Raw genomic sequence first — 25,888 nt, 5'->3', positions numbered from 1 at the left:
CACACGCAAGCTGACAAGTGGTCCAAGAACTACGCCGCAGCCCGCCAGTACTACCAACGCGAAGGCCACCTACAAGTACCCCGCAAACACATCGAGACCATCACCGTAGGCGACAGGACGGGCGACCGCGAGGCCAGCGGTGAGGGGGCGGAAGAACACCACCTACGGCTCGGAACATGGATCAACAACCAAAGATCCAGAGCCACAACACTGACACCACAACGAGTACAACAACTCACCGCCATCCACATGCGATGGACATAGAAGTCGCGGAGGCCGACAGCCGGGATGATGTGGCCGCGATGCCGTAACAAGGAATGTGAGGGCGGGCAGGTGAGAAGGGCCAGAAGGTTCCTTGTGAAGTCAGCCGACGACCGAGACGGAGTACAACCGCCTCTTGCGTGAACTCCGGACATCCGACCTCGCCACCTCGGCGCAATCCCACCGCCTCCCCCGTCATGGATTTCCCAGGGCACAGAGGATCACTGCACCGGGGCAGTCGGGCGGCCTAAAGAGTTGGTGCACGTCGGTCAAAGCGGTTTCTCCCGGCTCAGGTGTCCGCACTTCCCCACTCTCGGTCCGCACCGAGACCACGACGGGACGAAGGCAGAGCTCGGGCAGGCGTTAGCCGGTCTGCCTCCGTCAACAGGCACGAGCAGGTGCAGTCCAGCCGGCAGAACAAGCCGGTGAGCGACCTGGCAATGTGGCCAAGAGATGATGCGCAGCGCCCAGCAGATCATCGGGTGCCGCAGCGGCCGTAGTCCCAGGCCAGTGGAGACCGCCCGAGGCTCGGCGCCATCGGCACGCGAGGCCCCTCACTGGCGGCCAGTGCAACGTGGGCCGGAGCGTCTCCGGTGAGGCGACGCCCCGAAGCATCGGGCCACGGGCGCGCCAGTCGCACCCCGCCGCCGAACGACCACTCGCCGAACGTCTCATTCGTTGTGACCGAGTAGCCCGTCCAGGGTGAAGAGCGCGATCAACTCGTCGGCAGGCTGCTCTCCGCGGTGGCAACACCGGCACAGCAACGCTGGAGGGCGGCCTCCTCGCCTCTCTCCGTGTCTCTCTGTGTCACGCCATGCCCTGCCAGGCATCTGGGCCGAAGCTGCCCTTGATGTCAGAGGCGATCGTGGTCGCGTTCACAGTGGATTGCAGTTGGTAGACGATGGTCTTCTGCACTCCTCGCACCGAGAGGTGGACCGGATTCTCCCCCGGGTGCGCCCCCACGATCCGCTTGAGTTCCTTGAGCGCGGGCTCATTGATGCGGTGGTAGGGGAACTTGAGCAGGACGGGCGCTGCGCCGGTGCGCTCTGCCGAGGCAACGTCGAGCACCTGCATTTCCTGACCGAAGATGCTGATCGTGCCGTCACGGTCGTTGATGCGGCCTTGCACGGACACCACGCTGTCTTCGACCAGAGCGCCCATGACGAGCTGGTAGGCAGCGGGGAAGAACAGGACCTCCATTGTGCCGTCACGGTCGGCGAGGTTGACGATGGCCCATGCGCTGCCTTGTTTGGTCATCTTCTGCTGGACGCTGGTGATCAGACCCGACAGGCGCACGATGCCCTCGGTGCGGCCGGAGGCCAGTAGCTCAGGGATGGTGATGTCCCGGTTGGCCGAGAGGATGTGCTCGGTGCCATCCAGAGGGTGTGCCGAGACGTACATCCCGAGCATCTCGCGCTCGGTGGAGAGCAGTTGCTTGCGTGGCCATTCGCTGTCGTCGATGCTGAGGTCGATGCCGAAGCCGGCCGAGTCATCACCGCCTTTCCCGCCAAGTCCCGCGAACAGGTCGTCCTGCCCATACGCAGCAGCTTTCTTCAACGGCACCACCGCGTCGATGGCCGTTTCGTGGATCGCGGTCAGGCCCTTGCGGGTGTTGCCGAGCGAATCGAAGGCTCCGGCCTTGATGAGCGATTCGACCGCCCGCTTGTTGAGCGCCGGCAGATCGGCCTTGTCGAGGAAGTCGGCGAACGAACTGAATTTCCCCTTGGTCTTGCGGGCCGAGACGATTGCCTCGATGACGTTGTCGCCGACGTTGCGCACCGACCGGAGGCCAAAGCGCACGTCGTCGCCGACGGCTGCGAACTCTGCGACGGACTCGTTGGCGTCGGGCTGTAGGACGGTGACGCCGAGCTTGCGGGCGTCCGCCAGGTAGATGCCGGCCTTGTCCTTGTCGTCTCCGACGGACGTCAGGAGGGCGGCCATGTACTCGGCCGGGTAGTTCGCCTTCAGGTAGGCGGTCCAGTAGCTGACCAAGCCGTATCCGGCGGTGTGACTTTTGTTGAAGGCGTACCCGGAGAAGGGCAACATGACGTCCCAGATGGCCTTGATGGCCTCTTCCGAGTAGTCGTTTGCCTTCATGCCGCCGTGGAACTTCTCCCACTCCGCGGCCAGCACCTCGGGTTTCTTCTTGCCCATCGCGCGGCGCAGCATGTCGGCCCCGCCGAGTGTGTATCCGGCGAGGGTCCGGGCGATGGCCATGATCTGCTCTTGGAAGATGAGCAGGTGGTGGGTGGAGCCCAGGATCGGGTCGAGGACTTCCTTCAGCTCCGGGTGGATCGGGTCGGGCTCCTGCTTACCGTTCTGCCGCAACGCGTAGTTGGTGTGCGCGTTGGCGGCCATCGGGCCGGGCCGGTACAGCGCGAGGGCCGCTGCGATGTCCTCGAATCGCGACGGTTCCATGAGCTTCAGGAGGGCGCGCATGCCGCCGCCGTCGAGCTGGAAGACGCCGAAGGTGTCGCCGCGCCCGAGGAGTTCGAAGGTCGTCTTGTCGTCGAGGGGGATGACGACCGTTTCGGTGTCGCCGTCCATCGGATCGACGCAGGCGAGCTTGACCCCACGGTTCTCGCGGATGTTGTGGATGGCGTGGTCGATGACGCCCAGGTTCCGCAGGCCCAGGAAGTCCATCTTGACCAACCCCATGTTTTCGCAACTGGGGTAGTCAAAGCCGGTGATCTTGACGCCGTCCTTGGCCCGCATGTGCAGCGGGATGCGCTCGGTCAGCTTGGTCTTGGACAGGATGACCGCGGCTGCGTGCACACCAGTACCACGGGTGAGGCCCTCGACACCTTTGGCGGTGTCGATGACCTTCTGGACGTCCGGCTCGTTCTCGTACATCTGCCGGATCTCGCCGCACTCGCCGTACCGCGGGTGCTCGGGGTCAAAGATTCCATCCAGGGGGATCGACTTGCCCATGATGTCTTCGGGCAGGGCCTTCGTGATCCGCTCCCCGTGCTGGAACGGGTAGCCGAGAATGCGCGAGCTGTCCTTGATCGCGTTCTTGGCCTTGATCTTGCCGAACGTGTTCACCATGGCGGTGTACTCGTCGCCGTATTTCTCGGTGACGTAGCGCACCATCTTGTCGCGCTGGCGGTCGTCGAAGTCGAGGTCGACATCCGGCGGATTGATGCGCTCAGGGTTGAGGAACCGCTCGAAGAGCAAGCCGTGCTCCAGCGGGCACAGCTCCGTGATGCGGGTCGCGTACGCCACGATCGAGCCGGTGGCCGAGCCACGGCCCGGGCCGACCGGCACCCCGTTCTCACGTGCGTACTTGCAGATGTCCGCGACGACGAGGAAGTAGGAGGAGAAGCCCATCGGACCGATGACCGACATCTCGGTCTCGAACCGCTCCATGACCTCGGCCGGCATCGGTTCGCCGTAGCGTCTGGCGAGACCCTTCAGGCACTCCTTGCGCAGCCACGACTCCTGGGTCTCCCCCGCCGGCACGTCGGGGAATTGCGGCATCTCATCGACGTTGTCGAAGACCTCGTCGTACGACTCGACGCGCTCCGCGATCAGCAGCGTGTTGTCGCACGCCTCAGCCAACTCCGAGAACAGCCCGCGCATCTCGGCAGCGGTCTTGAGGTAGTAGTCGTTGCCCGAGAAACGGAACCGTTTCTCGTCGGCCTTGTTCTTGCCGACACCGATGCACAGCAGGTTGTCGTGCGCGTCGGCCTGGTCCGCGTGGATGTAATGCGCGTCATTGGTGGCCAAGAGCGGGATGTTGAGTTCATTGGCGAGTCGCATCAGGCCGTCCCGGACCTGCCGTTCGATGGACAGGCCGTGGTCCATCAGCTCCAGGAAGTAGTTCGCCCGGCCGAAAATGTCCTGGTAGGCGGAGGCGACCTCGCGCGCCTTGTCGTACTGGTTCAGGCGCAGCCGGGTCTGGATCGCCCCGGAGGGGCATCCGGTCGTCGCAATGATGCCCTCGGCGTGCTCGCTGATCAGCTCCATGTCCATCCGCGGCTTGCCGGCCGGGAACTGGCCGGTGTACGACGCCTCAGTGGACAGGTAGAAGAGATTGCGCAGGCCCTGGACGTTCTCGGCCCACATGGTCATGTGGGTGAAGCGGCCCCCACCGGAGACGTCCTTCGATCCCTCTCCGTCGTCGGACATGGCGCGCTGCCCGCCGGGGCCCCAAAACTCCTGCTTGCGGTTGCGGCGCGAGGAAGGCGCGACGTACGCCTCGATCCCGATGATCGGCTTGACGTTCTCGAAGCCCTTGGACACCTGGTGGAACTCGTACGCACCGAACATGTTGCCGTGGTCGGACATCGCGACTGCCGGCATGCCCTGACGGTCCACTTCAGCGAACATCGGCTTCAGCTTCTGGGCACCATCGAGCATCGAGTATTCGGTGTGATTGTGCAGGTGGACGAAACTGTCAACCATGAGGCGAGACGCTCCAGTTCGACTCGGCAGAGCGCCCCACCATAGTGGCCAAGAGCCACTCAAACGCCGGTTCCTGAGGCGTCAAACGCGGTCAAATTGTGGGCTCGCAGGTCTGACCTGCACAGGCCTGGAAGTATCTTCTGTGCCGCCTCGGCGCGGCGCGTCTACTGCGTGGCTGCTGCGGGCCGTGCCGTCCCGACGGCGACGCTCCGACAACATGGCTCAAAGGATCGCGAGGAACCCGGTGCCAAGGCGGCGCGGGCAACACCAACACGGTCTGACAGCTGGCTCGTCTGCACAGCCTCACCTATGCCGGATATCCACTGTCTGGCATGGAGTCCAGGAGGCTCATACGAGCCGGAATGAAGGGCGGCAGTGATGCTCTGTCGACTTGGAATCTCGGTGGCCTTTGGAATCACGAGAGGAAAGCTAGAAAGCCATCCTCACGGTGCTGACCAGTCCCCGGTGTTGACGATATTCCTGAGGTGCGTCCCGCGAACATGCACACCCATCCATTAGGAGCGAGGAACATCTGCGAATGGATTACGGCTAGTGTAGTCGCCTTTGAGTGTGTACCAGTGCTGATAGAAGGTGCTGGCTGCTGACAGCATGGATCTGCGGCTTGTGCTGGAGAGTGGCTTGTCCTCTCGGCCAGTCACGGTGGTCAAGTATGCGGCGAAATCGTGCGCATGCTTAGACTCCAACTGCATGGGGTGTATGCCGCGCCTACGCGCGAATGCAACAAACAGCCTAAAGGAACGGTTGTAAGAGCGTTGGGTGTTGGGGCTGGGGTAACGCGCAATCCAGTCAGCCGCTAAGTCCGGGAGGGAGTCGTCCGGACCGTAGATCCCGACCAGGTACTCGCGTAACAACTTGGCATAGTAGGGTATATTTTCCACTTTCACTTCTCACGGTTGACATACTCGGACCAGACCCTCTCGCCGCGGTCCGCAGCGTAGTCGAGGTGCATGATGACGCTGGGCACAGCAATCGCCGGCAAAAAGAGCTCGTACAGTCTGACGCTCTCCCTTTCGAAGGCCTGCAGATCGCCGTCAATAGCGCTCGTGAGGACGGCCAGTCCTGCCCACGCACCGACCAGTACGCGAGCGACGGCAGCAGGATCGACATGCGGAAGAAGCTCACCACTCGCTCGGGCTTCGGTGAGCTGACTGGTGGTAACCCCCGTCCAGGCAGGCCATGGTGTCCCGTATGTGTCGCGCGCCGTGTGGTGTACCGCCAGGTGCAGAGCAGCGCGCAACGCCGGCTCTCGAGGAAGCCGATAGGACAGCAGCATCCCGGTATCGATCCATGTCTGGAGCTTGGACTCCCGCTCCACCAGACCATCTTGAGTCAACGTGTTCTCAAGAATCGCCTGCGCTATTTTGACCTTTGCGGCTACTGGCCCGGTGGCTCCAAAGTGATGGTAGAGAGCCCCTTTCGTGACTCCTGCAGCTTCGATGATTTCTGCAATGGTCGCTTCACCGAAGCCGCGCTGATTGAACACCTTGCTGGCCCCTTCGAGAATCCGCTGTCGCGTCCTCACAGCTCGGGCCTGCGTTGATCGGGTCCGCTTCTCCAAGTACGTCCATCCTCTTCCGGAAGGGTCCGGCTGGTCTTGAGTGGTCCTGACCCGACCGTCGAGGAAGGTGCTGGTCAGATCACAGCGCCTGACGAACGAACCCACGTGCGTGCGTAAGGGTCCGTCAGCCAGCGCGACTGCAAATCTACACCGCTACTTGGTGACTGATAGGTGAGCTATCGGTAAGCTGCTTCAGCGGGGCGTGGTGGCACACGTCCCACTGAAGCACCATGCAGAATGGGTTTTCTCAGTGTGGTGTGAGACTCGGGCTAGAGTCTGGTGGCCGTTCCGTCTCGGGGCGGCCACACGCCGCTCTGCGGCTTTCCTGGTCGAGGCTTGCGGCCGGCCCATGACATAGCCGATCAGTCCCCCATCGAAACAGCACCTCCTTGAATCGGTGTCAGCCTGTCGGTCTGCGCTGCGGTGGCCTGCCTGGGTGTGACCGAAACAGCGAGCCGTCGTGGGCCGTCACCGCGCCCAGCAGCCCTGGCCGCACAAGCAGGTTTTTGTCGCCCCTCACGCCAATCCTCTGCACGTGACAGGCCCTGTGCCGCTCTTAAAAGTAGACCATAGCGACTGTTTAGCGCTACTCCTCTTCTCGCGACGCGAGAAGAGGAGTGAGTTACAGCCAAACGCGCACAGGGGCCAGTGGCTTCTACTCCTCGCCTAGAATCCCTAATTCCCCAGTTCAAAGCCAATAAGTGCACCTCGAAGCGCCCCTGCGACACGGACCTGAATCTGCCGTGGAAGGTGTTCCTGCGACGCAGGGCTTCTCCGCCACTACAGACGATATGGTCTGTTTCTTTGGGCAGCAGACGGTGCATCAAGGGGTAGGGGCAGCTCCTGATATGGCCGCCCTCGTCGGTTCGCCTGGGTGACGGCGTCTTCGCCGCTCGTCTAGGCGTCCCGGTGGAGGGGCACATCGCAGATGCCAGTCCACAGCAGAGTGACGCTGCGGCCGTAGCCGCTGCGCCGGTCTTGCGGACCAAGGAGGCCACCGGGTCTCGTAGATGTCACGAGCACGCCTCCCCCGCGGATGCGCTCGAATCGCGAAGTCATCCATCCACAGGAACCGGCTGGCCCTGGCACCCGTGTCATCAAGGGTCCCAGGGCTACACCGCAAAGTCGTTAGCACTCAGACCACAGCTGCTTAGCAATGAGTCAACTTCACCGATTCCATGCCGGCGTACAAGTGAAGGTGTCTCGGGCAGGACTTTCGTGGCTGAGCCTCCTGCACTGCGGCAGTAGGCACTCGGCAGCGCGAGCTGCGACTGTCTTCTACTGAACCGTCGTAGCCGGGAAAGCGTTAGTTAAGAACTGTGCACGGGCCCGGGGTGCGTGCAACCGGCGAATGCCGAATGGGGCCGGGCGGCTCCCGGTCGTCTGCCTTCTCGGCTGAAGTGGCGCTCAGTGGCCCGACGGAACCGGTTGCTCACCTTGCGCGTTGTCTCGGCAGGACTTTTTGGAGGGGGGAGAACTTGTCGAGTTTGAGCTTCCCGCCGGCGCGGGCGGTCGGACGCGGAGCGGCCTGGTACCGGGGGGACTGCCATGTCCACTCCGTCCACTCGGACGGGGAACTCCATCCCGAAGAGTTGGCCGTTCGGGCCCGCGCTGCCGGGCTCGACTTCATCGCGACGACAGAGCACAACTCAGCTGCAGCACCCGGCGCCTGGGGGCATCTGGCCGCCGATGACTTCTTGATCGTTCTCGGTGAGGAAGTGACCACGAAGACCGGACACTGGCTCGCGCTCGGCACCAACCCCGGCCAGGTCGTTGACTGGAACCACCAGGTCAGGGACGGACTGATCGATCAGTGCCTGGACCAGGTCCATCGAGTAGGGGGCCTGTGCGTGGCCGCACACCCGCATGCGCCCTATCCGTCGGGCGACTTCAGGTTCCCGTTCGGGGGCTTCGACGTGGTGGAGGTATGGAACGGGCTGTGGACTTCGGACCGGCCTTGGAACGCTGACAACGAGGCCGCCCTGGCGGAGTGGGGGCGGAGCCTCGCAGCCGACATCCAGACGGGTTCGTGGCGGCCGGCGATGGGCAACAGCGACACACACTTGGAGGGGCAGATCGGCATCCCTCACACCGTGGTCTTCGCCGAGGAGCTGAGTACGGAGGCGATCCTGGCCGGAATCGGTTCGGGCCGCAGCTGGATCGCCGAGTCGGCGGACGTGGGCTTGTCGTTCACCGCCAATGTCGAGGGTCGCGTTGCTGGGGTGGGAGAACGGCTCATAGCTCAGGGCGGGCGGGTCGAAGTGCGGGCAGCAGTACACGGTGTGCCGTGGGGGACCGTCAGATTCCATACCGATCGAGGGACGGTTCACCATGTGTCTCTGCCCGGTGACGGGCCAGGTGCGGTGCAGTGGGACACGACCGCGGAGGACTCGGCGTTCGTCCGTGTCGAGGTCCGCCATCCCAACGGGGACGTCGCCGCGCTCTCCAATCCGATCATCCTGACCTGACCGCTCGCTTCACCAGGCGGTGCGCAGGCGACGGCAGCGGTTGAGGCTGCGGGCCAGTTCGAGCCGGCCCTGATGGAGGTCGGCGCGTCGTTCGTAGCGGGGCGGGGAGCGGTTCAACTGGTGCGGCCAGGCGGAGACTCGCTCTACCGTCCCACGCACGTTGCCGAGCCCCGGGGCCGTGGGCCATGCCGCGTGGGCCGATCACCGGATGGATGCCCCACTTCCACGGCAGGCGGCGGTCGGTGCTCACAGTTCCACAGCCCTCGCCCGGCTCATCGTCAGCGGCCTCTGCCTACAGCTCCGAAGTCAGCGAGACGCTGCGCCACGTTCCTCAGCCCCGCCACTTCGCGAGTACTGCGGACTTACCGCGACTGGCTCCGGTAGTCCTTCGGCGAAAGGCCGTACGCGTTGCGGAAGGCGCGGCTGAAGTCCGCTGCTCGAGGGAAACCCCATCGAACGGCAATGGTTCGGATGGGGGTGGAGGCCAGCGCCGGATCCGTGAGGTCTCGGCGAGCGGCGTCCAGGCGTTGATGGCGGATCCAAGCGGCGACGGTTTCCTCTTCGTCCTGAAAGAGGCGATGCAGATAGCTGGTGGAGATGGCGTGCGTGCTGGCGACGACGGTAGGGGTAAGGCGTGGATCGTGCAGATTCTCCCGGATGAACTTCTTGATGCGCAGGATGAGGGTGCGGCGGTGGATGTCCGGGGGGAGGGCGTTGCTGGTTTCGAGGGTGTGGGCGAAGAGTGCTGCTACCAAGTCGCTCAGGACAGTTCCCAGCCGCGGTCCGTCGGCAGGCTGGTACTTGGTCGTGTCTGTGACCAGTTGGGTGAGGAACTGCGCCAGCAGCGCTCCGATCCCGTCCTGGGTTGGTATGTGGCGGGGTATCGCACTGGGCGCCATGACGCGGGGTAGCGGCAGCTGTGCCTTGGGGACCTCAATCCCGACGATCGTGACCGGATCCCCGGTGTGGACCTCCCAAGGTAGGGAGGAATCGTTGATGTGCAGGTCGGAGGGCTTGTAGATGGTTTGGTGGTCGTCCCAGGTGCAGCCCCCGGTTCCGCCCATGATGAATGAGAGGTGGTATTGCTCCGGATCGGACTGCCGGATCATTTTCGGTGTGCGGTGTATGACCAGCTGTTCGAAGGTGGCCGGCCACAAGGTCACCGCCCCAAGGTCCAGCACACGCTGGGAGGCCCGGAAGTCGTGGGCCTGGTCGCTAGTCACACGCACAGGAGCATGTGTCTGCCTAAGTCGTTCCGCCCAGTGGGCCAGCCGCTCCGCCGCCGGCACGTCGTCATTCCGGAAAACCGTCTCGTTCAGCACGCCTGCTCCCTGGTAGCGCGAGTCTGTGGGAGTTGTATCAGCAGGGCGACGCTAGACGGCCGATGAACGACGCAAGATGCCCCAGCGCACCGGGAAGGCGGCGCAGCAGGAGGATACGACGATCATGTCGCCACGGGGCAAGCAGCGTGGCCCACAGCGGACGAAATCCGGCCGCGGGGAGCTGACCGAGAACTCACAACGCTCGGGGCCCAGTGCTGCGGGCACTGGAGGGTGGGGTGCGGTCTGCCACGTGATGACGTGCGGCCCGCGGCTCCGCACCCTGCGATTCCGTCCTACAGAGCGTACGGCCCACCGAGCGTGGCATAACTACTGCCCCTTGCCGGCATGACAGGCATCAAGCGCGGCATCTCCGAATGCTGGGTGCCGTATCCGCTTGTGGAGAGCCGGCTTCCCATGACGTCGGCACTGGCCCCCATCGGTCTGTCGCGTACGAACGGCCTGTCGGTGCCGGGCAGAGGTTACCGTCGTTCCCGCCCTCGACGAACGCGGGCACCTCGACGGCTTTCGGAGACAGGCATGGCAAACGAATCACGGGTTGTTGACATACCCAGAGTCAAACTCGACCTGGCCGGCACGGACCATCACGCAGAAGGCAACCGCCTGAGGAGCGCCGGGCCGGTCTTACAGATTGAGTTACCCGACGGCATCGTCGGCTGGGCCATCACCCGTCAAGATCTCCTCGCTGAGCTGCTCGCCGATGCGGACAACGTGCTCAGCAAGGACCTGTCCCACTGGAGCGCCCAGCTCCCCGAGGGCTGGCCGCTGACCGGTATGGTCAAGGTGACCAACATGGTGACGGCCGACGGCCTCGACCATCGCCGATTGCGCCGGACGGTCACCAGCTTCCTCACACCGCAGCGGGTCAAGTCCATACAGCCGTGCATCGCTGCCCTCGTGCACGATCTTTTGGATGACCTGCCCCAGCACCTAGGGGCAGAGGGCACGGTAGACCTGAGCGCGTACCTCTTTTCCCCCTTGCCTCTGAGCGTGATCTGCGAGCTCGTCGGCGTGCCTGAGGCCTATTGTCAGCGGATACGCAAGCTGGTCGACAGCATCTTCAATCACACTGCCGACGCCCAGGAAGTCGTCACAACCCAGGAGAGCATCGTCGCCTTGATGGAAGGCCTCGTGAACTTCCGTCGAGCGCACCCCGGCGACGACCTGACCACTCACCTGATCAGCGAGCGGGACCGCGGGGTCATTACTGACACGGAGCTGTCGGACACGATGTGGCTAATGGTCTCCGCCGGTTACGAGACCACCCGAAGCCTTCTCGTCAACGGCACTCGTGCGCTGCTCACCCATCCCGACCAGCGTGCGATGGCCGTCGGCGGAGATGCTGCGGCCTGGGCAGCGGTGGTGGAGGAAACCCTGCGCTGGGACTCACCCGTGGCCAACTTCCTCGCGCGATACGCACTCAAGGACATCATCGTCGCGGGCGTCACTATTCCGGCTGGCGAGGCCATCATCGCTCCCTACAGCGCAGTCGGCCGTGACGCTGCATGTCACGGCGCTGATGCTGACCGATTCGACGTCAGTCGCACGACCAGACATATGTCATTCGGCGCGGGCCCTCACGCCTGCCTCGGGTCTCATCTCGCCCGCCTGCAAGCGACCACGGCGTTGCCGGCCCTCTTCGCTCGGTACCCGCACCTCGCCCTTGCGGTTGAGGAATCCGATCTCTCGCCGATCCCTTCCGCCATCTCTAACTCAGTGCTGCAGTTGCCTGTCAAGCTCGACGCCCGACGGCCGCAGCGGCAACCCTCGGGTGGCGCCGGCGCCTGAGCACACGACAGGTGCGGCGGACTCTCCAGAACATGCTGCGCGGCCCTTCCCCTCATCGCCGTGAACGACAGTCTGACGCACGTTCATGAGCCGTGGCCGAGATGATGCTCCTGCTCCTTCGCTGTCGGCACCGACAGCTACGCTTCAGACTCAATGGTCAGGCGTAGACCGTTTCTCATTGCTCCAGGTGGCTTATCGAGCAGTCGTGGTTCTGGCTCACTTTCCGTGAAGCGCTGACTGACCGTAATGTCCTGTGCTCACTACGCTGGCCGGTATGACCAGCAAGGAGAGGCCGCGTTGAGCCAGTACTACGACATGGGCGACCAGACGCTGTGGAACCCGTCCAACGGCGCCTCCCGCCTGTTCATGAGCCAGGTGAGCGTCTATCAAGCCGAGCTGGGTCTGCCGTCCGGAATCGGGCCCATGCAGGCTGACGAGTGCCAGATCGACCCCAGGGCGTTCAAAGCGTTCGTCGACGCCCTGCTCGCGTGGCATCGGAGAATGAGCCACGCCGTCATGGCCGCCCTATCCGAAGGGTTCGTTGCCACGGTGCTGGTCCTGGCGGGGAGAGCGGGCATCGAGGTGAACTGGCACCCGGCCGCCTTGGCCGAGAGCGGCGAACTCAAGGATGTTCAGGTCCCGCCGGCCCCGCATTCTTCTGAGGGCGCGTGGGCAGCCGCCCTGCGGCAGAAGTCACGCGAGCTGGCCCGCTTCATGGCGAGCTGAGGCTGGTCGGCCAACATCCGAGGAGGACTCGCCAGCCAGTACGAACGTGGGCAACGGCGATGGCACCGGCAGCCGCTCAGGTACCTCTCGAACGTGCCAGCCTCTTGAGAGGCAAGACTCAACCCATCCCTCGACGCCTTCGCGCGTGGAAGGCTTCCGGCTCGGGCAAGATTCGGTTTATCCTGGCTGCCGCGTGGTGGCACACGCTCTTGGCGCGCCCGAGGAACTGGGTTTTGGGTCCCGGTCCGGGTAGCGCAGTGAACTCGGGTAGTGAGTTGTGGTGGCCGTCCCTCCCACGAGGGGCGGCTTGTCCTGTTTTATCGAACGGCCTTACGGCCCGCTCGTGACGGCGTGATGCCTGCCGTCGTCCTGAGCGAGGCGGCGTGAGCCATGCGCCCAGGACGAAATGCCCACTCAGCCGCATGCGCGCGCGGGCGCGCTCCCGGCAGACACCCATGATCGCTGCCCAACTCGTGCTTATCCAGGGGGATTCTTTGAAGGTATTTCGAGCACTCCCAATTACCCGGGCTTCCGCTCGCACCAGGAGGAAACGTGGTGCCACTGATCCGGAGGCGCTGCGATACCTGCTGCAGGCGGGCCGCGCCGCCATCGAACCGTCGAGCATGGGGTTCGTCCGTGGAGATCCGCGCGGCCTTAGGTCACCGGGCCTGACCCAGGCCCACATGGATCAGCTGCTCAGCACAGATCCTGAGATCGCGCGCACCCCCGGCACCTACGGACGGCTCGAGCGCGGCAGCCTCGACAACCCCGCACCGGAGTACCTGCGAGCCGTGGCCCGCATCCTGCGCTTCACCTCGCGGGGGTGGGAGAGCCTCTACAGTTTCGCCCGCGGGGAAATGCCTCCGTTCCCCTTGTGGGACGACGCCGAGATCGAGTTTGAGCCGTTTCTCCCTTGCGCAACGGGCGAAGGCCTGTCGTTCGTATGCGACTTGGCGGGAAATATTCTGACGTTCAATGCGGCGTTCGCACAGATATTTCCGGGCCAGCGCGTGCCAATGAATTGGTACCACTATGTCCTGTTCGATGAGTACGCGCGCACCGTGCTCTGCCCCGACTGGTGGGAAACGTGGGCCCCCCGCACCATGACGGCATTACGCGGCGCCCGGGCCCGGCATCGTCATAACGATCTGTTGCAAGCCATGGCTCTGCGGTGCAGCCAGGACCCCGCCATGCGCTCGTTGTTCGCGACCGCCGCGCCGGCTCCGGACGTTGACGAGCGGGTACTGGTACACCATGCCCTCGGCCCCGGGATCGTTCAGCTCGGCGAGCCCCTCAGATCCCCCGGCGCGCACATCTCACAGCACAACTGGGCTTTCCGCGCGGCCGGCGGCCCCAGGGTGCGACTGACCGCGGTCGGGCAACGCGGAGAAGAGGAACTCGGCGAGTTCTTTCCAGCCCTGGGGGCCGAAGCAGACGCCATGGGGCTGATGGTGCTCGATGACTAGACGTCGCGCGTTCGCCGCCGCCCCGAACGCACATAGATACACGTCACGGCAGCACGCGTCATGTTGCCGCACACCGCGCACCCCACCGCGGGAAGGACCACCGTTGCTCTGTACGACCGACGACAGCCTCTCAACGCCGCCAGGAGGCGCCGTATGAGCGGCTTGCCCGACCCCAATGAGCTGGACGAGGCCCTCGAGGTCGCTGTCGGTCGACGCGCTCCGTTTACTCAGTTGGGCGACTGGCTCTTGCTCTCAGGCGCCAGCATGGGTGCACGCACCCTCTATTGGGCCCTGAGCGCGCACATCAGCGTCAGTCGCGACGACACCGAGGTGTGGCCGAGCCTCTACACCCTTGCGCGGATACTCGGCGTCAAGAAGCCGGACAATCTCACCCCGTACCTGCTGGAGCTGGAAGTACTGGGAGCGGTCGACGTGATCCGGAGTACCGGCGGCCTCCGCAGCCGAAACCGGTACATCGTCCACCAGACGCCACCACCCGGCTACCGCGGCGCCTTCTCACTCGGCGAGTGGCACAAAGCGAACAGGGCTCGAAGGCACGAGACCGCCGCAGAGCGGAAGTCTCGCGAGGCGGCCTTCGACTCCTGGCTGTGCGCAGTCCAGACAGCCCTCAAGGAGCACTGCACAGCAGTGGCCGCAGAGCGAGCTGCCGCTCGCAAGACGAGGATGCCTCTCCCTCCGGTTCGCCTGTTCATTGCACCCTCGTCGGCTGCACCCCGTACCCCCATCTCCGGGGGTACGGAAATAGCGCCGCGACCGAGAAAAAATGCAGGTCGCAACGTACCCCCGCTGCTGGGGGTACGTACCCCCAGCAGCGGGGGGCTCGTACCCCCATCGCTGGGGGTGGAACAAGACGAACTAGAACCACAACAACCTCCTCTCTCTCGTGAGCCTCAGCGTCCGGCAGCACCGTCAACGTCGGCGCAGCATGGGAAGCAAGGAGGAGAGACGGCATTCCCGTCGGCGAGCAAGGCCGTGTCTGGTTCCGACGCAGCTGCGGCGGCCGTAGTGAACGCCTACGCTGTGGCCGCCGAGCAGGTGGGCTCGCCGACGACCGAGAAGATCCTGCAAAGCCTTCATGCCGAGGCTAAGAAGCTGTTGGCGTCGCGAGCGGACGAGCCCTTCGTCGCACACCTCTCACGCCTGGCTTCTGAATTGCCCGGTCGGGGATGGCAACGACTCACCCCTCATCTTCTGCACAACCCGCTCCCTCAGCAGGGCCGCGGTGCCTCAGGGCCGAGCCGCGCCGAGCTGATCGCCGCTTGCACTGTTTGCGACGAGTACGGGCAGATCGAGATGGCAGACGGAGCAGTGGCCAACTGCCGCCACCGGAACGTCACACAGCCGGCCGCGTAGATCGCGAGACCGCTCGGTTCTGGGGAGGCGAGAAGAGGCCGTGCACAGCCAGGGACGTGGCTGCCGGCCCTCCAGGGTGGGAGTGCGAGGCGGAGCAGCGGCAGGCCATGACAGTTGCGGGGGGGTGTTTAGCTCCTGCCGGGTGCATGCCCGCCGCTGCAGCCAGGCGGCGACCGTCAGTGGCGGCCCTTTGCTCCGCACTGTGCTCGCCGCCATCGGTGTGCTCAGGGCGAGTGGCTTGAGCTAGGCGCGACTGCCCTCAGCGGGCCGCGACGCAGCGCCCTCGCTCGCACGCGTCTCCCGTCAGTCCTGGTCTCCCGTCAGGCCTCGTCTCCCCTCAGTCTTCGTCTGCATCGGAGCCGGCCAGGACAAGCTGGGTCAGGGGGGCGGGCCCGTCGGTGTCAACGGTGACCCGGTACAGGCCGACGTCGGGGACCTGGATGCGTGCGGTCAGAGCGTCGTCGTCATCGGCGTAGAGGCGTGCGCGCTTGGTGAAGTCGCCATCGACGCCGGCGATGGTGCAGGTGATGCCGGCGGGGTCGTCGGTTCCGGTGATCTGGATTTCCCAGGTGGCGTGGGGGGTGATGAAATCGGGAACGGTCAGCCCCAGGCCCGAGGCGGCCTGCTCAGGCCCCAGGTGCGCGTCTTCCTGCAGGAACGAGGTGACTGCTTCCATGGCGGCCTCGCCGGTGGCGAGGGCCCCATGTTGGAGCGAGAAGGGGATGATGTGGCGGGTGGGTGATGCGGCTTCCTTGTGGACGGTGCCGTCGCCGCCGACGGGGAAGCGCCGGGGGATCCCGTGGGGGTCGCGCATCAGCTCCCCGTCGGTGTGCTCGCGGAAGGTGTGCTCGAATCCGGTGACCACCCCGTCTTTGAGGGTCATGGACTCCAAGGTTCGCTGGCTGATGCCGACCACAGCACGGTGGTTGGGCAGAGTGTGGCCGCGCAGCTTGTCGTAGAAGGCCTGTGACTGCACGGCCAGGTCCTTGTCGCCGCCCAGGTCGGCCACGTCGGTGGGGGTCAGTCGCCGGACGTTGAGGCCTTCGTCCAGGCAGGGGAAGCGGGGAAGGAGGTCATGGACGCCCGGCATGGTGGAGGCCAGGGTCTTGAGCTTGCCGTGTGGCAGGGGCAGCGGGGCTCCTTGGCCGGTGTTGAGGATGGAGGCGGCCATCACCGCGCCGTGGAAGGGCGTGCCGAGGGTCATCACACCACGGGTGTCGGCTGCCAGGTCCCGGTCGGGGCCGAGGGCGAGGGCGGCGTGGGTGAGGAGCCCGCCCATGGAGTGGGCGATGAACACCAGGCGGCCTTCGCGTTCGTCGACGCGGTGCCTGCGTGCGGCGGTGTGGGCGGGGTGGCGACGCCATTGTTCGAGATGCCGGCGGGCCGCGGCGGCCAGCTCCAGTGCGTTGGCGGCCACGGGCAGTCGCCAGTCGTAGGCGAAGGGGAGAATCGCGTCTTTGTGGGCGACCGTCTTCCTGATCGTGGTCAGCAGCTCGTGGTAGGGCTCGATGCCGCGCAGGAAGGGGCTCCATGCCGGGGTGCGCAGCAGCCGTCGGGCTTTGACGCGGCCGGTCTTGCCGCCTCTTTCGTCGTCGGTCAGGTGCAGGGGCTCCAGCCCCTTGCGGGTCGTCCAGGCTTTGCCGAGCCAGCCCGGGTTGGCCAGCCCCCATAAGACGGTGTCGGTGGTGGTGTCGTACAGCTCGCTGCCCATGATGCCGGGAACGACGACGACCGCGTCCTGTGTGGTGTTGGGCGACAGGCCCGGCAAGCTGTACGGCAGCTCGCTGGAGCTGCGGCCTGCAGCGTTCGACTGCGGAGGCTGGTTCATGGCTGGAACAATAAAGAGATGCAGAACGGGGCGGGCGAGATTGAGCGAACTGGCAGCATTGCAGCGGAAGTTGAGGCACAGCGCACCCTGTTCACCGTGGCGGTGCGGGACTACCCGGACAGCGAAGAGGGCTTCGCCGAGGGCATCGACGACCAGCTGGCGATAGTGCGCGAGTGGTGGTCCGCCTACCGGCAGGTGTCCGCACCGGAGCTGCAGAGCCGCCACGACATCGAGCGGTTCCTCGAACGGGAGAACGTACGCGAGATCTCCGGCCAGGCGCTCGTGCTGTTCGTCACCGGACACGGCATGACCGGCACTTCACAGACTCACTTCCTGCAGTTGCCGCAGACCAACGAACGGCGAAAGCTGGCCACCGCCATCCGCACCTGTGACATCGTCACCGCGGCCCTCGACTCCCATGCCGAAAACGTCCTGGTCATCGTCAACACCTGCTACGCCAACGCGCTGCAGTCAGAACTGCCCGCGCTGTACAAGGAGATCCAAAGAAGCCGCCGCACCACATGCAAGCTCGATGTGCTGGCCACCTGTGACCATGATTCCCCCGTCCAGGTCCTGCGCTTTTCCACCGTGCTGCGCGGCGTGTGGAACCGTCTGCGCACCACTGCCGGCATCACCACTCCGCATTTGAGCGTGGCGACCTTGATGGCGGAGTTCGAGAACGAGCTGGGCACGGACGCGGCGAAGGCCAAGCACCGGCTGCACCGGGTGATCGACGGCAGTGGCCAGACGAGGACCACGCCCTGCCTTCCCAATCCCGGCTACCGCCTGGTGCGTGAGCTGGTCGGATCTTCGCTTCAGCAGCTCGCCACGCCCGCGGACGACTACTGGCTCGACCGCGCCAGCGGGCGGCCGCAGGAACATGATTCAGGGTGGTACTTCCGTGGCCGCAATCGTCTCAACCGTCAGCTCACTGCCTTCCTGCAGCCCTCGGAGCTGCGGGGGGTGATGCTGGTCACCGGTACGGCCGGCAGCGGCAAGTCAGCCGTCATAGCCCGTGCCGTGACCCTCAGCGACCCGCTGTTCCGTGAGAATGCCTTGTACAAGGACGCGCTCGAAGACGCCGAGCCGGACACCGTCCCGCCGGAGGGCTCGGTGACCACGGCTGTGCTGGCCCGCCATCGCATGGCCGAAGACGTCGTCGCGGACATACTCAGGGGCCTTGGGCTCGCCCCAAAAGCCCCGGACGTGGGCCAGGACGCTGTCGCGGTGTGGTCGGCGCAGCTCACCTGCCACCTTCGCAGTGCCCACAGCTCGGTGACGATCGTCGTCGACGGCCTGGACGAGGCGCTCGAACCCCACCGGATCATCGACGACGTCCTCGCCCCGCTCAGCCCGTTCTGCACCCCCGCGCTGGCGGCTCCCGCCGTCCTGCCGGGCCAGCGCAAGGGCCATCAAGCGGCAGCGCTGCGCCTGCTCGTCGGCGTACGCAGCAGCCGGCCCGTCACCCAAGCCGCCACTCCCCCCGCCGACAACGGTGAACACGGTCTGCTGGACACCCTGCGTGGCGTCTTCCCGGCAGCAGTCGTGGAACGGACCGATGACCCCGCTAGCGAAGACGACATTGTCGACTACCTGCATGCGCTGATCTGCGCCGACGGCCGGCACCGTGACACCGCCCTGTCAGCGGCGCGGGCTGTCGCCCCCTTGGTCTGGCCCTCGTTCCTCGATGCCCGACTGGCCGGCGAACAACTGCGCACCACGGACGATCCCGCCGCCGCGGTCAGCGAACCGCAGTGGCAACGCACGCTGCAGGCGGGCACCACCGGCCTGCTGCAGCGCGATTTGATGCTGGTGGAGGCAGACGGGCTTCCTCCCGACGTTGCCCTGGCGCTGCTGCGTGCCAGCGCCTATGCGCTCGGCACCGGAGTTCCCTGGTCGACCATCTGGCCCACCATGGCCGGCCCGTTCCTCGGGCGCCCCTTGGACAGCCCCGACCTGATGATCGAAAAGCTCCTCGACAGCAGACTCAACGGCTACCTCGCGCACGATCATGAAGATGACCGACGCGTCTACCGTCCCGCCCACGAGGCACTCGCCGAAACGCTCCGCGACCTGAACGTCGAGCTGCTGCACCACGAGGAACCGGCATGAGCGGCCGGCACCCGGGCGCCCACCACGGTGACATCCACCGCCAGATCGCCGGCGCACTGGCCGCGCTCGTCACCGATGACGCCACCATCCCGCCCCACCCCTACCTCAGCCGGCATCTTGCCCAGCACGCCGCGTACGGCAACGTCCTCAATGACGCTCATGTCCCCCCTGCCCTTTTGCCCTGGGAGAGCAGCGCCGCCGTACGGCGCCTCTTACACCATCAGGACACCCCTCAGGCCGAACAGTCCTGGCTCACGGCGTGGGCAGCCCTCGAACCGTTCCTCAACAGCACCGACCCCACCTCCCGCCTGGCCAGCCTGCACCTCGCCCACCACGCCGCGGCCTTCCGCCGCATCCCGCCCTCGCAGCTGCCCACGACCAGCCGCCTTGCCGGCTCACGTGTCAGCCCGCTGTGGAGCGACTGCGCCCCGCCCGACAGCATCTGGTCCATCACCGACCACCGCATCGAAGCTCTCGCCCACGTCACCACCCCCGCCGGCCGCCACGTGCTCGTCAGCGGCGACGAGCACGGAACCGTTCGTTTCTGGCGCCCCGACGGCACCCCCGCCGCAACCGCCGTACACACCGACGGCGGCGCGGTCCAGCACCTGCTCCCCCTGCAGGACGGCCTGCTCGCCGCCGGCAGCACCGATGGCACGGTCCGTATCGTCGACACCGCCCGCGGCCGTCTCATCAGCCAGGTCCACCACCGTCCCCGCACCTGGGTCAGCTCCCTGATCCTCTACACGCCCGCGGGCCATCCGCCGGTGCTGCTCGCCGCACACAGCGACGGCCACCTCGCTGCCCTGAACACCGCCACCTACCGCCCGATCGACCTGCCTCTGCCCGTGCTGCCGCCCGCGCCCGCTCTCCTCACCGGGGTAGCACCGCCGGACGCCGACGGCACGCTCCTGGTCATCGCCCAGGACCACACCGTCAGCCAGTGGGACGGCCGTTCCCTGACCACCCGCACACACCACAACGGTCAGCTGCGCGCCATCATCGCCCTGCCCGCCACCGGCCACTACGCGACAGGGGACGAGTCCGGAGCCCTCGCCATCTGGGACCTGTCAGCGCCCGACTCGCCCGCAGCGCAATCCCCCACACTCCACGCCGGAGCCATCACTGCGCTGGCCACCTGCACTGCCGACGGCCACCCTGCCATCGCCTCCGCAGGAACCGACGGCACCGTGCGCCTGTGGCACGCGAACACCGCACTCCCCATCGGCGACGCTCTCCAGGGCCACGCCCTGCCCGTCACCGCCCTGACCGGCTTCACCCCTCACGGACGCGCCCGTCTCATCACCAGCAGTGCCGACAACACCGTCCGCAGCTGGCCCCTGACCGGCCACACCGCCCGCCCGGCGCGCCCGGCATGGCGCCGTATCAATGCCGCAGCCATGCCCGCTACCCACACCCACAAGCCGCTGCTCGCCGTGGCCACCGAAGACGGCTTGAAGGTGTGGAACATCCACACCGGCCACAGCCGTACCGTCCCTGTGGGCGAGATGCCCACCGCCCTTCACTGGACGTGCATCGACGGCACGCTGGTCCTCGCCGCTGCCCACAGCGACGCAAGCATCACCTTGCACCCCCTCCTGCCGGACGCCGCCACGGCCGGCCCGCTGCCCACGCTCACCGGCCACGCCCTGCCCGTCACCGCCCTGACCACCCTTACCGACCAGACGACGACCCTGCTGGCGACCGGAAGCGCGGACGGCACCGTCCGGCTGTGGAACCTGCTCACACACCGACAGCTGGCCGTCTTCCGTGACCACAGGCTCAGCGTGCGCACACTCGCCGTCCTCGACACCGCCGACGGCCCCCTGCTCGCCTCCGGCGGGACCGACGGCAACCTGAGACTGTGGGATCCGGTCACCCGCGCCCAGCACGGCGCAACCGTCCGATGTGGCCAGCACACCATCAACGCCGTCGCCGCCGGCCCCCACCATCAGGGCATCGAGCCCCTGATCGCGACGGCCGGCCAGGACGGCACCGTCCGCCTGTGGAACCTCACCTCCACAGGCCTCACCGCCAACCCCGTCCGCCTCGCCCCAGAGGACGGCCCTCTCACCGCCCTCACCTGCCTCCATGGCCCCGCCCAGCGCACCTTCCTGGCCGCGGCAGGCCGCAGCAGCATCCACCTGTGGGATGCCGCCACCGGCACGCCCCTTTTGCGACTGGTCACCGGGCAGCCCACCACGAGCCTCTCCGCCCATCTCCCCTCCCCGGACACCACGCCCTCCTCACCCTGTCTGATGGCGGTAGGTGACGCAGGCGTCCGGGTGTTCCGGCTCGATCTGGACCAGACCTGACCTCAGCCGTGCGCCGCACGCACGCCACGGCGCTCCCGGTGTGCGCCCCCTGTGTTCCAGTCAAAACCGGCACATGCCAGAGGCTCCTTTCGGAAAAATGATCCTGCACGGGCAACGGCGCACACCCGCGCACGTACCTGCGGGCCCGGCGACGGCCGCCCACCTCTGCAAGCACGTCCCTCAGCGAGGACCCATGAACGCAGCCTTACCAGCCACACCCTCCCTTGCCGCCTTAGGGACTTCCGCTCCCCCGATATCGGCAGCCGCTCCTCCGCCACGCCGCCCCGCCCCTTCGCCGGTGCCCACGACACCGAGGAGGCGCCGCCGATGACCGCGACCGACGAGCCGCCGGTCACATTGATCGCCGCCCCACCGCGCGGAGTGTGGCGTCTGGGCCGAGCCGTGGACCCACTCCAGCGCAACAGGCTCGAACCCGAAACCAGCCTTGGCTCCTCTGCCGGCCGCTTCAGCCTGCCCAGCTACGGGATGCTCTACTGCTGCAGCGAGCCCACCGGCTGCTACGCCGAGGGCCTGGCCGCCTTCCGGGTAGACCCCGGCATCCGGGAACTCCTGGACACCGACGGCACCGCCAAACCCGCGCTCATGAAACCCGGCCACCTCGCCTCAAGCTGGCGCGAGGACCGCATCCTGGTCCGGCTGCTCCCCCACAAGGAAGCCCGCTTCCTCGACGTCGACTGCGAAGCGACCCGGGCCCTGCTGGCCAAGGAACTGCACAGCGAACTCGCCGCCTGGGGCATCAGCGGTCCCCTGACGAATGACCATATCCACGGTGCCGACCGGCGGGTGGCCCGCCAGATCGCGGCCTGGACGGTGGCCCAGCGGAACGCCGCCGGCCACATGCTGGCACAAGGCATCGCCTACCACTCCGGCTACGGTGGCCGCCGATGCTGGGCGATCCTCGGCGACGCCGACCTTGAGGAAGCCGAGCGCCGGCCGATCCTTGCCGAGTCGGTGGAGCTGCAGGAGGTCGCGAAGGAGTACGGACTCACCGTCTGGTGAGCCGTACTGCGACGCGTGCTGCGACGCGTGGGCGTGCGAAGAGTCGCCCGAAGGGGCGCACTCGCCGTGTCGTGCCGCACTTCGCTCCCACCACTTTCTCCCACAGCTCGCACGACAAAGCCCAGCTCAGGCGCCTACTGCCCGGTAGCTGGTGGACTTTGAGGGTGTTTTAAAGGGGGAAAGTGGTGGAGTACGCAGCGTGTAAACGGGTAGCCTTTTCTCAACACCAAACAGGAGACCTCATGTTGGACCACCGAATGATCCACTTACCTCCCGGCCACACACCTCCACTGCCCCAAACAGCGTGCCTCACCGCGCGAACTCACCACCCTCCCCATCTCCTCCAGGCTGCCACCACGCGAACTGCCGTAGCGACCCGACGCACGGCCACGCCCATCCGGCGCCACACCGCCCACCGCGGCTGATACCTGACCTGACGCGCACACGCAGTCAGCCAGGCCTGTGCAGCGCCCACAGCCTTCATCCGGCGCCCCGCGCCCATCCTCCGCTCACGCACCTCCCGAGGGACGCCAGCGACGAGGAAACGAGGAGACCATGCAAACCCAGCGAGAGATCACCGCTGAAGCAGCTGCCAACCGCGACACCGCGCGCCAGACCACCGCCGAGATCGCACGGTTCCTGCAGGACACCTTCAGCCAGCGCCTCACCGCCCACATCGCCGGCATCGAAGACCCCAAGCAGGTCGGCAAGTGGAGCACCGCGCAAATCACCCCGCGCATCGACTCAGAACTGCGTCTGCGCGCCGCGTATCAGGTCTTCCAGACCATCGAGCACGCCGAAAACTGCCACACCGCGCGCGCGTGGATGATCGGCATGAACCCACAGCTCGACGACGACTCGCCCCTCCAGGCGATCTCAGCCGACCGGTTCAAGGACGTCATGGCAGCCGCACGCTCGTACATCAAGGGCGACCTTTAGCCCCGTCTGCTTCGTTGTGGGCCCGGCGTTTGGCTGGGTCCACTGCACTGGCAGTGCCGTAGACCGGCATTGGCAGAGTGCGGAGCTGCAGAGAGCGGATGAATCGACCAGGCTCCCGCTGCGGCGATATGCAGCACGCTGGCCGTACAAAGGCTTCCGTGGCAAAGGTTGCCCGTGTGGGGGGGACCACTGGTGGGGGGCGCCGGGCGCGACGGATATGCGTACAGGCAGCCGAACTTCAGAGTAATCGGGCCGGCTCCCATAGATGCGGCCGTCCCAACGGCGGCGGTTACCACACCGGCCGAACGTGGGCCTGAATGGAGCGCGGGCTCATCCTGCGCGGTCAGATCGTGGACGGGGCACTCCAGCATGTGGAGTCTCCGCCAACTAGCCGGACCCGAGCGGCACGCCAGCGTGCCGCTCGATGCCTCACCCACCCAGGCTCACCGGAGCCCCACATTGGGGACGCCGTACCGCTGTCGTACCGGAGCCCGGTGAGCGGCAGGCCGCGCCGACTCAGTCCGCCGCCAGCGCCTCCTCGGCGGCCTCCAACTCCTCCTCCGGGTCCAGCATCCGGGCCATCACATCCAAATCATTCGCCCGGTACCGAGGCATGACGTCGTCCCACCAACGCTCGGCGGCCAGACTCAGCAGTTCCCTGGCCTCGGCATGGCGTCCGAGCCGGTTCAAAACCAGGCCGTAGTAGCCCGCTGTCTCCGTTCCGAACGCTTCCTCCCGGCCCTCTTCCCAGGCCTTGCGCAGGTACGGTTCGGCTTCCTCGTACCCGCCGCGCTGGGTGATGGCCTTGCCCGCCAGCATCGCGCGCAGTGGACTTTTGTCGGCGGCTGCGCGGATAAACCACCGCTCGGCCTCCTGGTAGTCCTTGTGGTAGTCGGAGAGCCAGGCCATGCCGCTGCAGGAGTCGTGGTCCCCGGCCTCTGCGGCGATCCGATTCCAATGGTCGCGCTGCTCGGGCTTCCCCAGTTCCTCATACAGCGATGCGAGATCGGCCGCTGCCGCAGTGTCGCCCGCGATCGCTGCCGCTTCGTATCGGTGGAGCATCCAGCGCGCCGCCGCCCCGCCCCACTCGTAGAGCATCTTCCCGTACGCGTACGACGCCTGCAGGTCCCCCGCGCCGGCCCGCTCACGCAGTTCCGGCAGCCGGCGCAGATCCTGCTCGTGCGGTACCTCGTCCTCCTCGCGGAGCTGAGCGATCGTGGCAAGCAGCTCGGCGACGTTCTCGTCCTCGGGGTCGAGTTCGCTCAGCCAGCGCTCCGCCTCGTCGAGCCGACGCTGACGCATGCACAGGTCGGAGAGCATCCGCCGCCCGCCCCTGTGCCCTGCCTCGGCTGCCAGGGTGTACCAGTGCTCGGCCTCGGCCGGGTCGCCGCGCTCTTCGTTGAACAGCCCCAGGATGAAGGCCGCGCCGTTGTAGCCCGCCGTATGGGAGCGCAGAAGGAGTTCGCGGACCTCGGGCCAGTGGTCGTCGGCGTGCCGCCGCTCAAGAAGGACCGCGTGTTCGACGAGAGCCGCCGGGCTGAGCTCTCCGGCTCTGCGGCAGTACTCCTCGGCCTCCGCCGTCAGCCCGGGGTACTCCTTGAACTCACGGGCCATGTCCCGCAGCGGTGCCACCGCCTCCCACGCAGCCTCGCCGTCCTCGGCTGCCTCCGCCGCGTCGAGGTCTTCGGCGATCTGGTCGAAGGTCTTGCGTATGTGCTCGAAGCGCTGCACCCATTCAAAGACCGCGATGTCCCCGATGTCCACGCCCTTCATCAGGAACTCGGCAGCCTCGGCCGGCTTTCCCTCAGCTGCCAGAAGCTTGCCCAGCTCGATCTTGCAGTCCAGACGCCCCATCTCCCAGCCCGTCCGGAACCATTCGGTGGCTTCCGGGTCGCCGTTCTCCTGGAGCAGTACGGCCAGACCGTACGCGCACCCGGAGTGTCGATCGGCAGCGAGCCGGTAGAGCCGCTCGGCCTCCCGGCGGTCACCACGGATCTTGCGGTAGCGGGCGAGGGTGTATGCGGAGAAGGCATCGCCCGCCTCGACCGCCCGCTCCCAGTAGGGGATCCCCTCGTCGACCCTGCGACCGAGTACGAAGAAGTCGGTGTGCCGACGGGCCTCCTTCTCGTCACCTGCCAGGGCGGCGGCGACGAGGGCCTCCCCACGGGCCTCGATGGTCTGCAGCTCGTTCTGTTGTGCCATGCCCCGGATCGTTTCATCCTGCGGGAGCACGGCCAACGATGGCCCATCGGTACGGACTTCATA

General features: G+C 66.3%; 16 protein-coding genes and 1 pseudogene. 10 read left to right on the top strand and 7 right to left on the bottom strand.

The window, feature by feature from the left end:
• Positions 1-264: helicase associated domain-containing protein (locus AB0E02_RS27980; RefSeq protein ID WP_362143874.1), on the top strand; the 264-nt coding region annotated here is incomplete at its 5' end.
• A gap of 804 nt (positions 265-1,068) precedes the next feature.
• On the opposite strand, the gene dnaE is transcribed toward AB0E02_RS27980, so the two are convergent.
• The 3 genes from dnaE to AB0E02_RS27965 all read right to left on the bottom strand — a co-directional run bounded on the left by dnaE (position 1,069) and on the right by AB0E02_RS27965 (position 6,211).
• The gene (dnaE, locus tag AB0E02_RS27975; protein ID WP_362143884.1) at positions 1,069-4,668 is read right to left on the bottom strand and encodes a DNA polymerase III subunit alpha; all 3,600 of its coding nucleotides are present in this window, start codon (positions 4,666-4,668) and stop codon (positions 1,069-1,071) included.
• A gap of 515 nt (positions 4,669-5,183) precedes the next feature.
• Complete coding sequence (locus AB0E02_RS27970) at positions 5,184-5,567, bottom strand: site-specific integrase (protein WP_362143872.1); 384 nt, start codon at positions 5,565-5,567, stop codon at positions 5,184-5,186.
• A 2-nt stretch (positions 5,568-5,569) separates the two neighbouring features.
• Complete coding sequence (locus AB0E02_RS27965) at positions 5,570-6,211, bottom strand: ScbR family autoregulator-binding transcription factor (protein ID WP_362143881.1); 642 nt, start codon at positions 6,209-6,211, stop codon at positions 5,570-5,572.
• Positions 6,212-7,725: 1,514 nt separating this feature from the next.
• Between AB0E02_RS27965 and AB0E02_RS27960 the strand changes: the two genes are divergently transcribed.
• The gene (locus AB0E02_RS27960; protein ID WP_362143869.1) at positions 7,726-8,715 is read left to right on the top strand and encodes a CehA/McbA family metallohydrolase; all 990 of its coding nucleotides are present in this window, start codon (positions 7,726-7,728) and stop codon (positions 8,713-8,715) included.
• Between the two features lie 9 nt (positions 8,716-8,724).
• On the opposite strand, the pseudogene AB0E02_RS27955 reads toward AB0E02_RS27960, so the two are convergent.
• Positions 8,725-8,953 (bottom strand): annotated as a pseudogene (locus tag AB0E02_RS27955) (IS5/IS1182 family transposase); the annotation flags it as partial.
• A gap of 124 nt (positions 8,954-9,077) precedes the next feature.
• A complete protein-coding gene (locus AB0E02_RS27950; RefSeq protein WP_362143866.1) occupies positions 9,078-10,037 on the bottom strand; it encodes a helix-turn-helix domain-containing protein in 960 nt (319 codons plus the stop codon).
• Positions 10,038-10,574: 537 nt separating this feature from the next.
• Here AB0E02_RS27950 and AB0E02_RS27945 point away from each other — a divergent pair.
• From AB0E02_RS27945 to AB0E02_RS27930, 4 genes are all read left to right on the top strand, one after another.
• On the top strand, positions 10,575-11,843 hold the full coding sequence (locus AB0E02_RS27945; protein WP_362143863.1) for a cytochrome P450: 1,269 nt from the start codon (positions 10,575-10,577) through the stop codon (positions 11,841-11,843).
• Between the two features lie 297 nt (positions 11,844-12,140).
• Complete coding sequence (locus AB0E02_RS27940; protein WP_362143859.1) at positions 12,141-12,569, top strand: DUF6086 family protein; 429 nt, start codon at positions 12,141-12,143, stop codon at positions 12,567-12,569.
• Positions 12,570-13,252: 683 nt separating this feature from the next.
• Complete coding sequence (locus tag AB0E02_RS27935; protein ID WP_362143856.1) at positions 13,253-14,035, top strand: hypothetical protein; 783 nt, start codon at positions 13,253-13,255, stop codon at positions 14,033-14,035.
• 1,041 nt (positions 14,036-15,076) lie between these two features.
• On the top strand, positions 15,077-15,409 hold the full coding sequence (locus AB0E02_RS27930) for a hypothetical protein (protein WP_362143853.1): 333 nt from the start codon (positions 15,077-15,079) through the stop codon (positions 15,407-15,409).
• A 337-nt stretch (positions 15,410-15,746) separates the two neighbouring features.
• Here the strand turns inward: AB0E02_RS27930 and AB0E02_RS27925 are convergent, their stop codons facing one another.
• Positions 15,747-17,237, bottom strand: coding sequence for a hypothetical protein (locus tag AB0E02_RS27925; protein ID WP_362143850.1), 1,491 nt, complete (start codon positions 17,235-17,237; stop codon positions 15,747-15,749).
• Between the two features lie 18 nt (positions 17,238-17,255).
• Between AB0E02_RS27925 and AB0E02_RS27920 the strand changes: the two genes are divergently transcribed.
• The 4 genes from AB0E02_RS27920 to AB0E02_RS27905 all read left to right on the top strand — a co-directional run bounded on the left by AB0E02_RS27920 (position 17,256) and on the right by AB0E02_RS27905 (position 23,623).
• On the top strand, positions 17,256-19,349 hold the full coding sequence (locus AB0E02_RS27920) for an ATP-binding protein (protein ID WP_362143848.1): 2,094 nt from the start codon (positions 17,256-17,258) through the stop codon (positions 19,347-19,349).
• Positions 19,346-21,664 (top strand): benzoate transporter, encoded by a 2,319-nt coding sequence (locus AB0E02_RS27915; RefSeq protein ID WP_362143845.1) that lies wholly within the window; start codon positions 19,346-19,348, stop codon positions 21,662-21,664. Before AB0E02_RS27920 ends, AB0E02_RS27915 begins: the two co-directional genes overlap by 4 nt.
• Positions 21,665-21,991: 327 nt before the next feature.
• Positions 21,992-22,684 (top strand): RES domain-containing protein, encoded by a 693-nt coding sequence (locus AB0E02_RS27910; protein ID WP_362143842.1) that lies wholly within the window; start codon positions 21,992-21,994, stop codon positions 22,682-22,684.
• 555 nt (positions 22,685-23,239) lie between these two features.
• Positions 23,240-23,623, top strand: a complete 384-nt coding sequence (locus tag AB0E02_RS27905; protein WP_362143838.1) for an XRE family transcriptional regulator — start codon at positions 23,240-23,242, stop codon at positions 23,621-23,623.
• Between the two features lie 516 nt (positions 23,624-24,139).
• Here the strand turns inward: AB0E02_RS27905 and AB0E02_RS27900 are convergent.
• Positions 24,140-25,825: a sel1 repeat family protein gene (locus AB0E02_RS27900; RefSeq protein ID WP_362143835.1), complete on the bottom strand. Its 1,686-nt coding sequence runs from the start codon at positions 25,823-25,825 to the stop codon at positions 24,140-24,142.
• Positions 25,826-25,888: the final 63 nt, after the last annotated feature.

This window comes from Streptomyces sp. NPDC048196 (assembly GCF_040652715.1).
In the GTDB taxonomy this organism is placed as follows: Bacteria; Actinomycetota; Actinomycetes; order Streptomycetales; family Streptomycetaceae; genus Streptomyces; species Streptomyces siderophoricus.
This window is presented reverse-complemented; position numbering and strand designations above follow the sequence as displayed.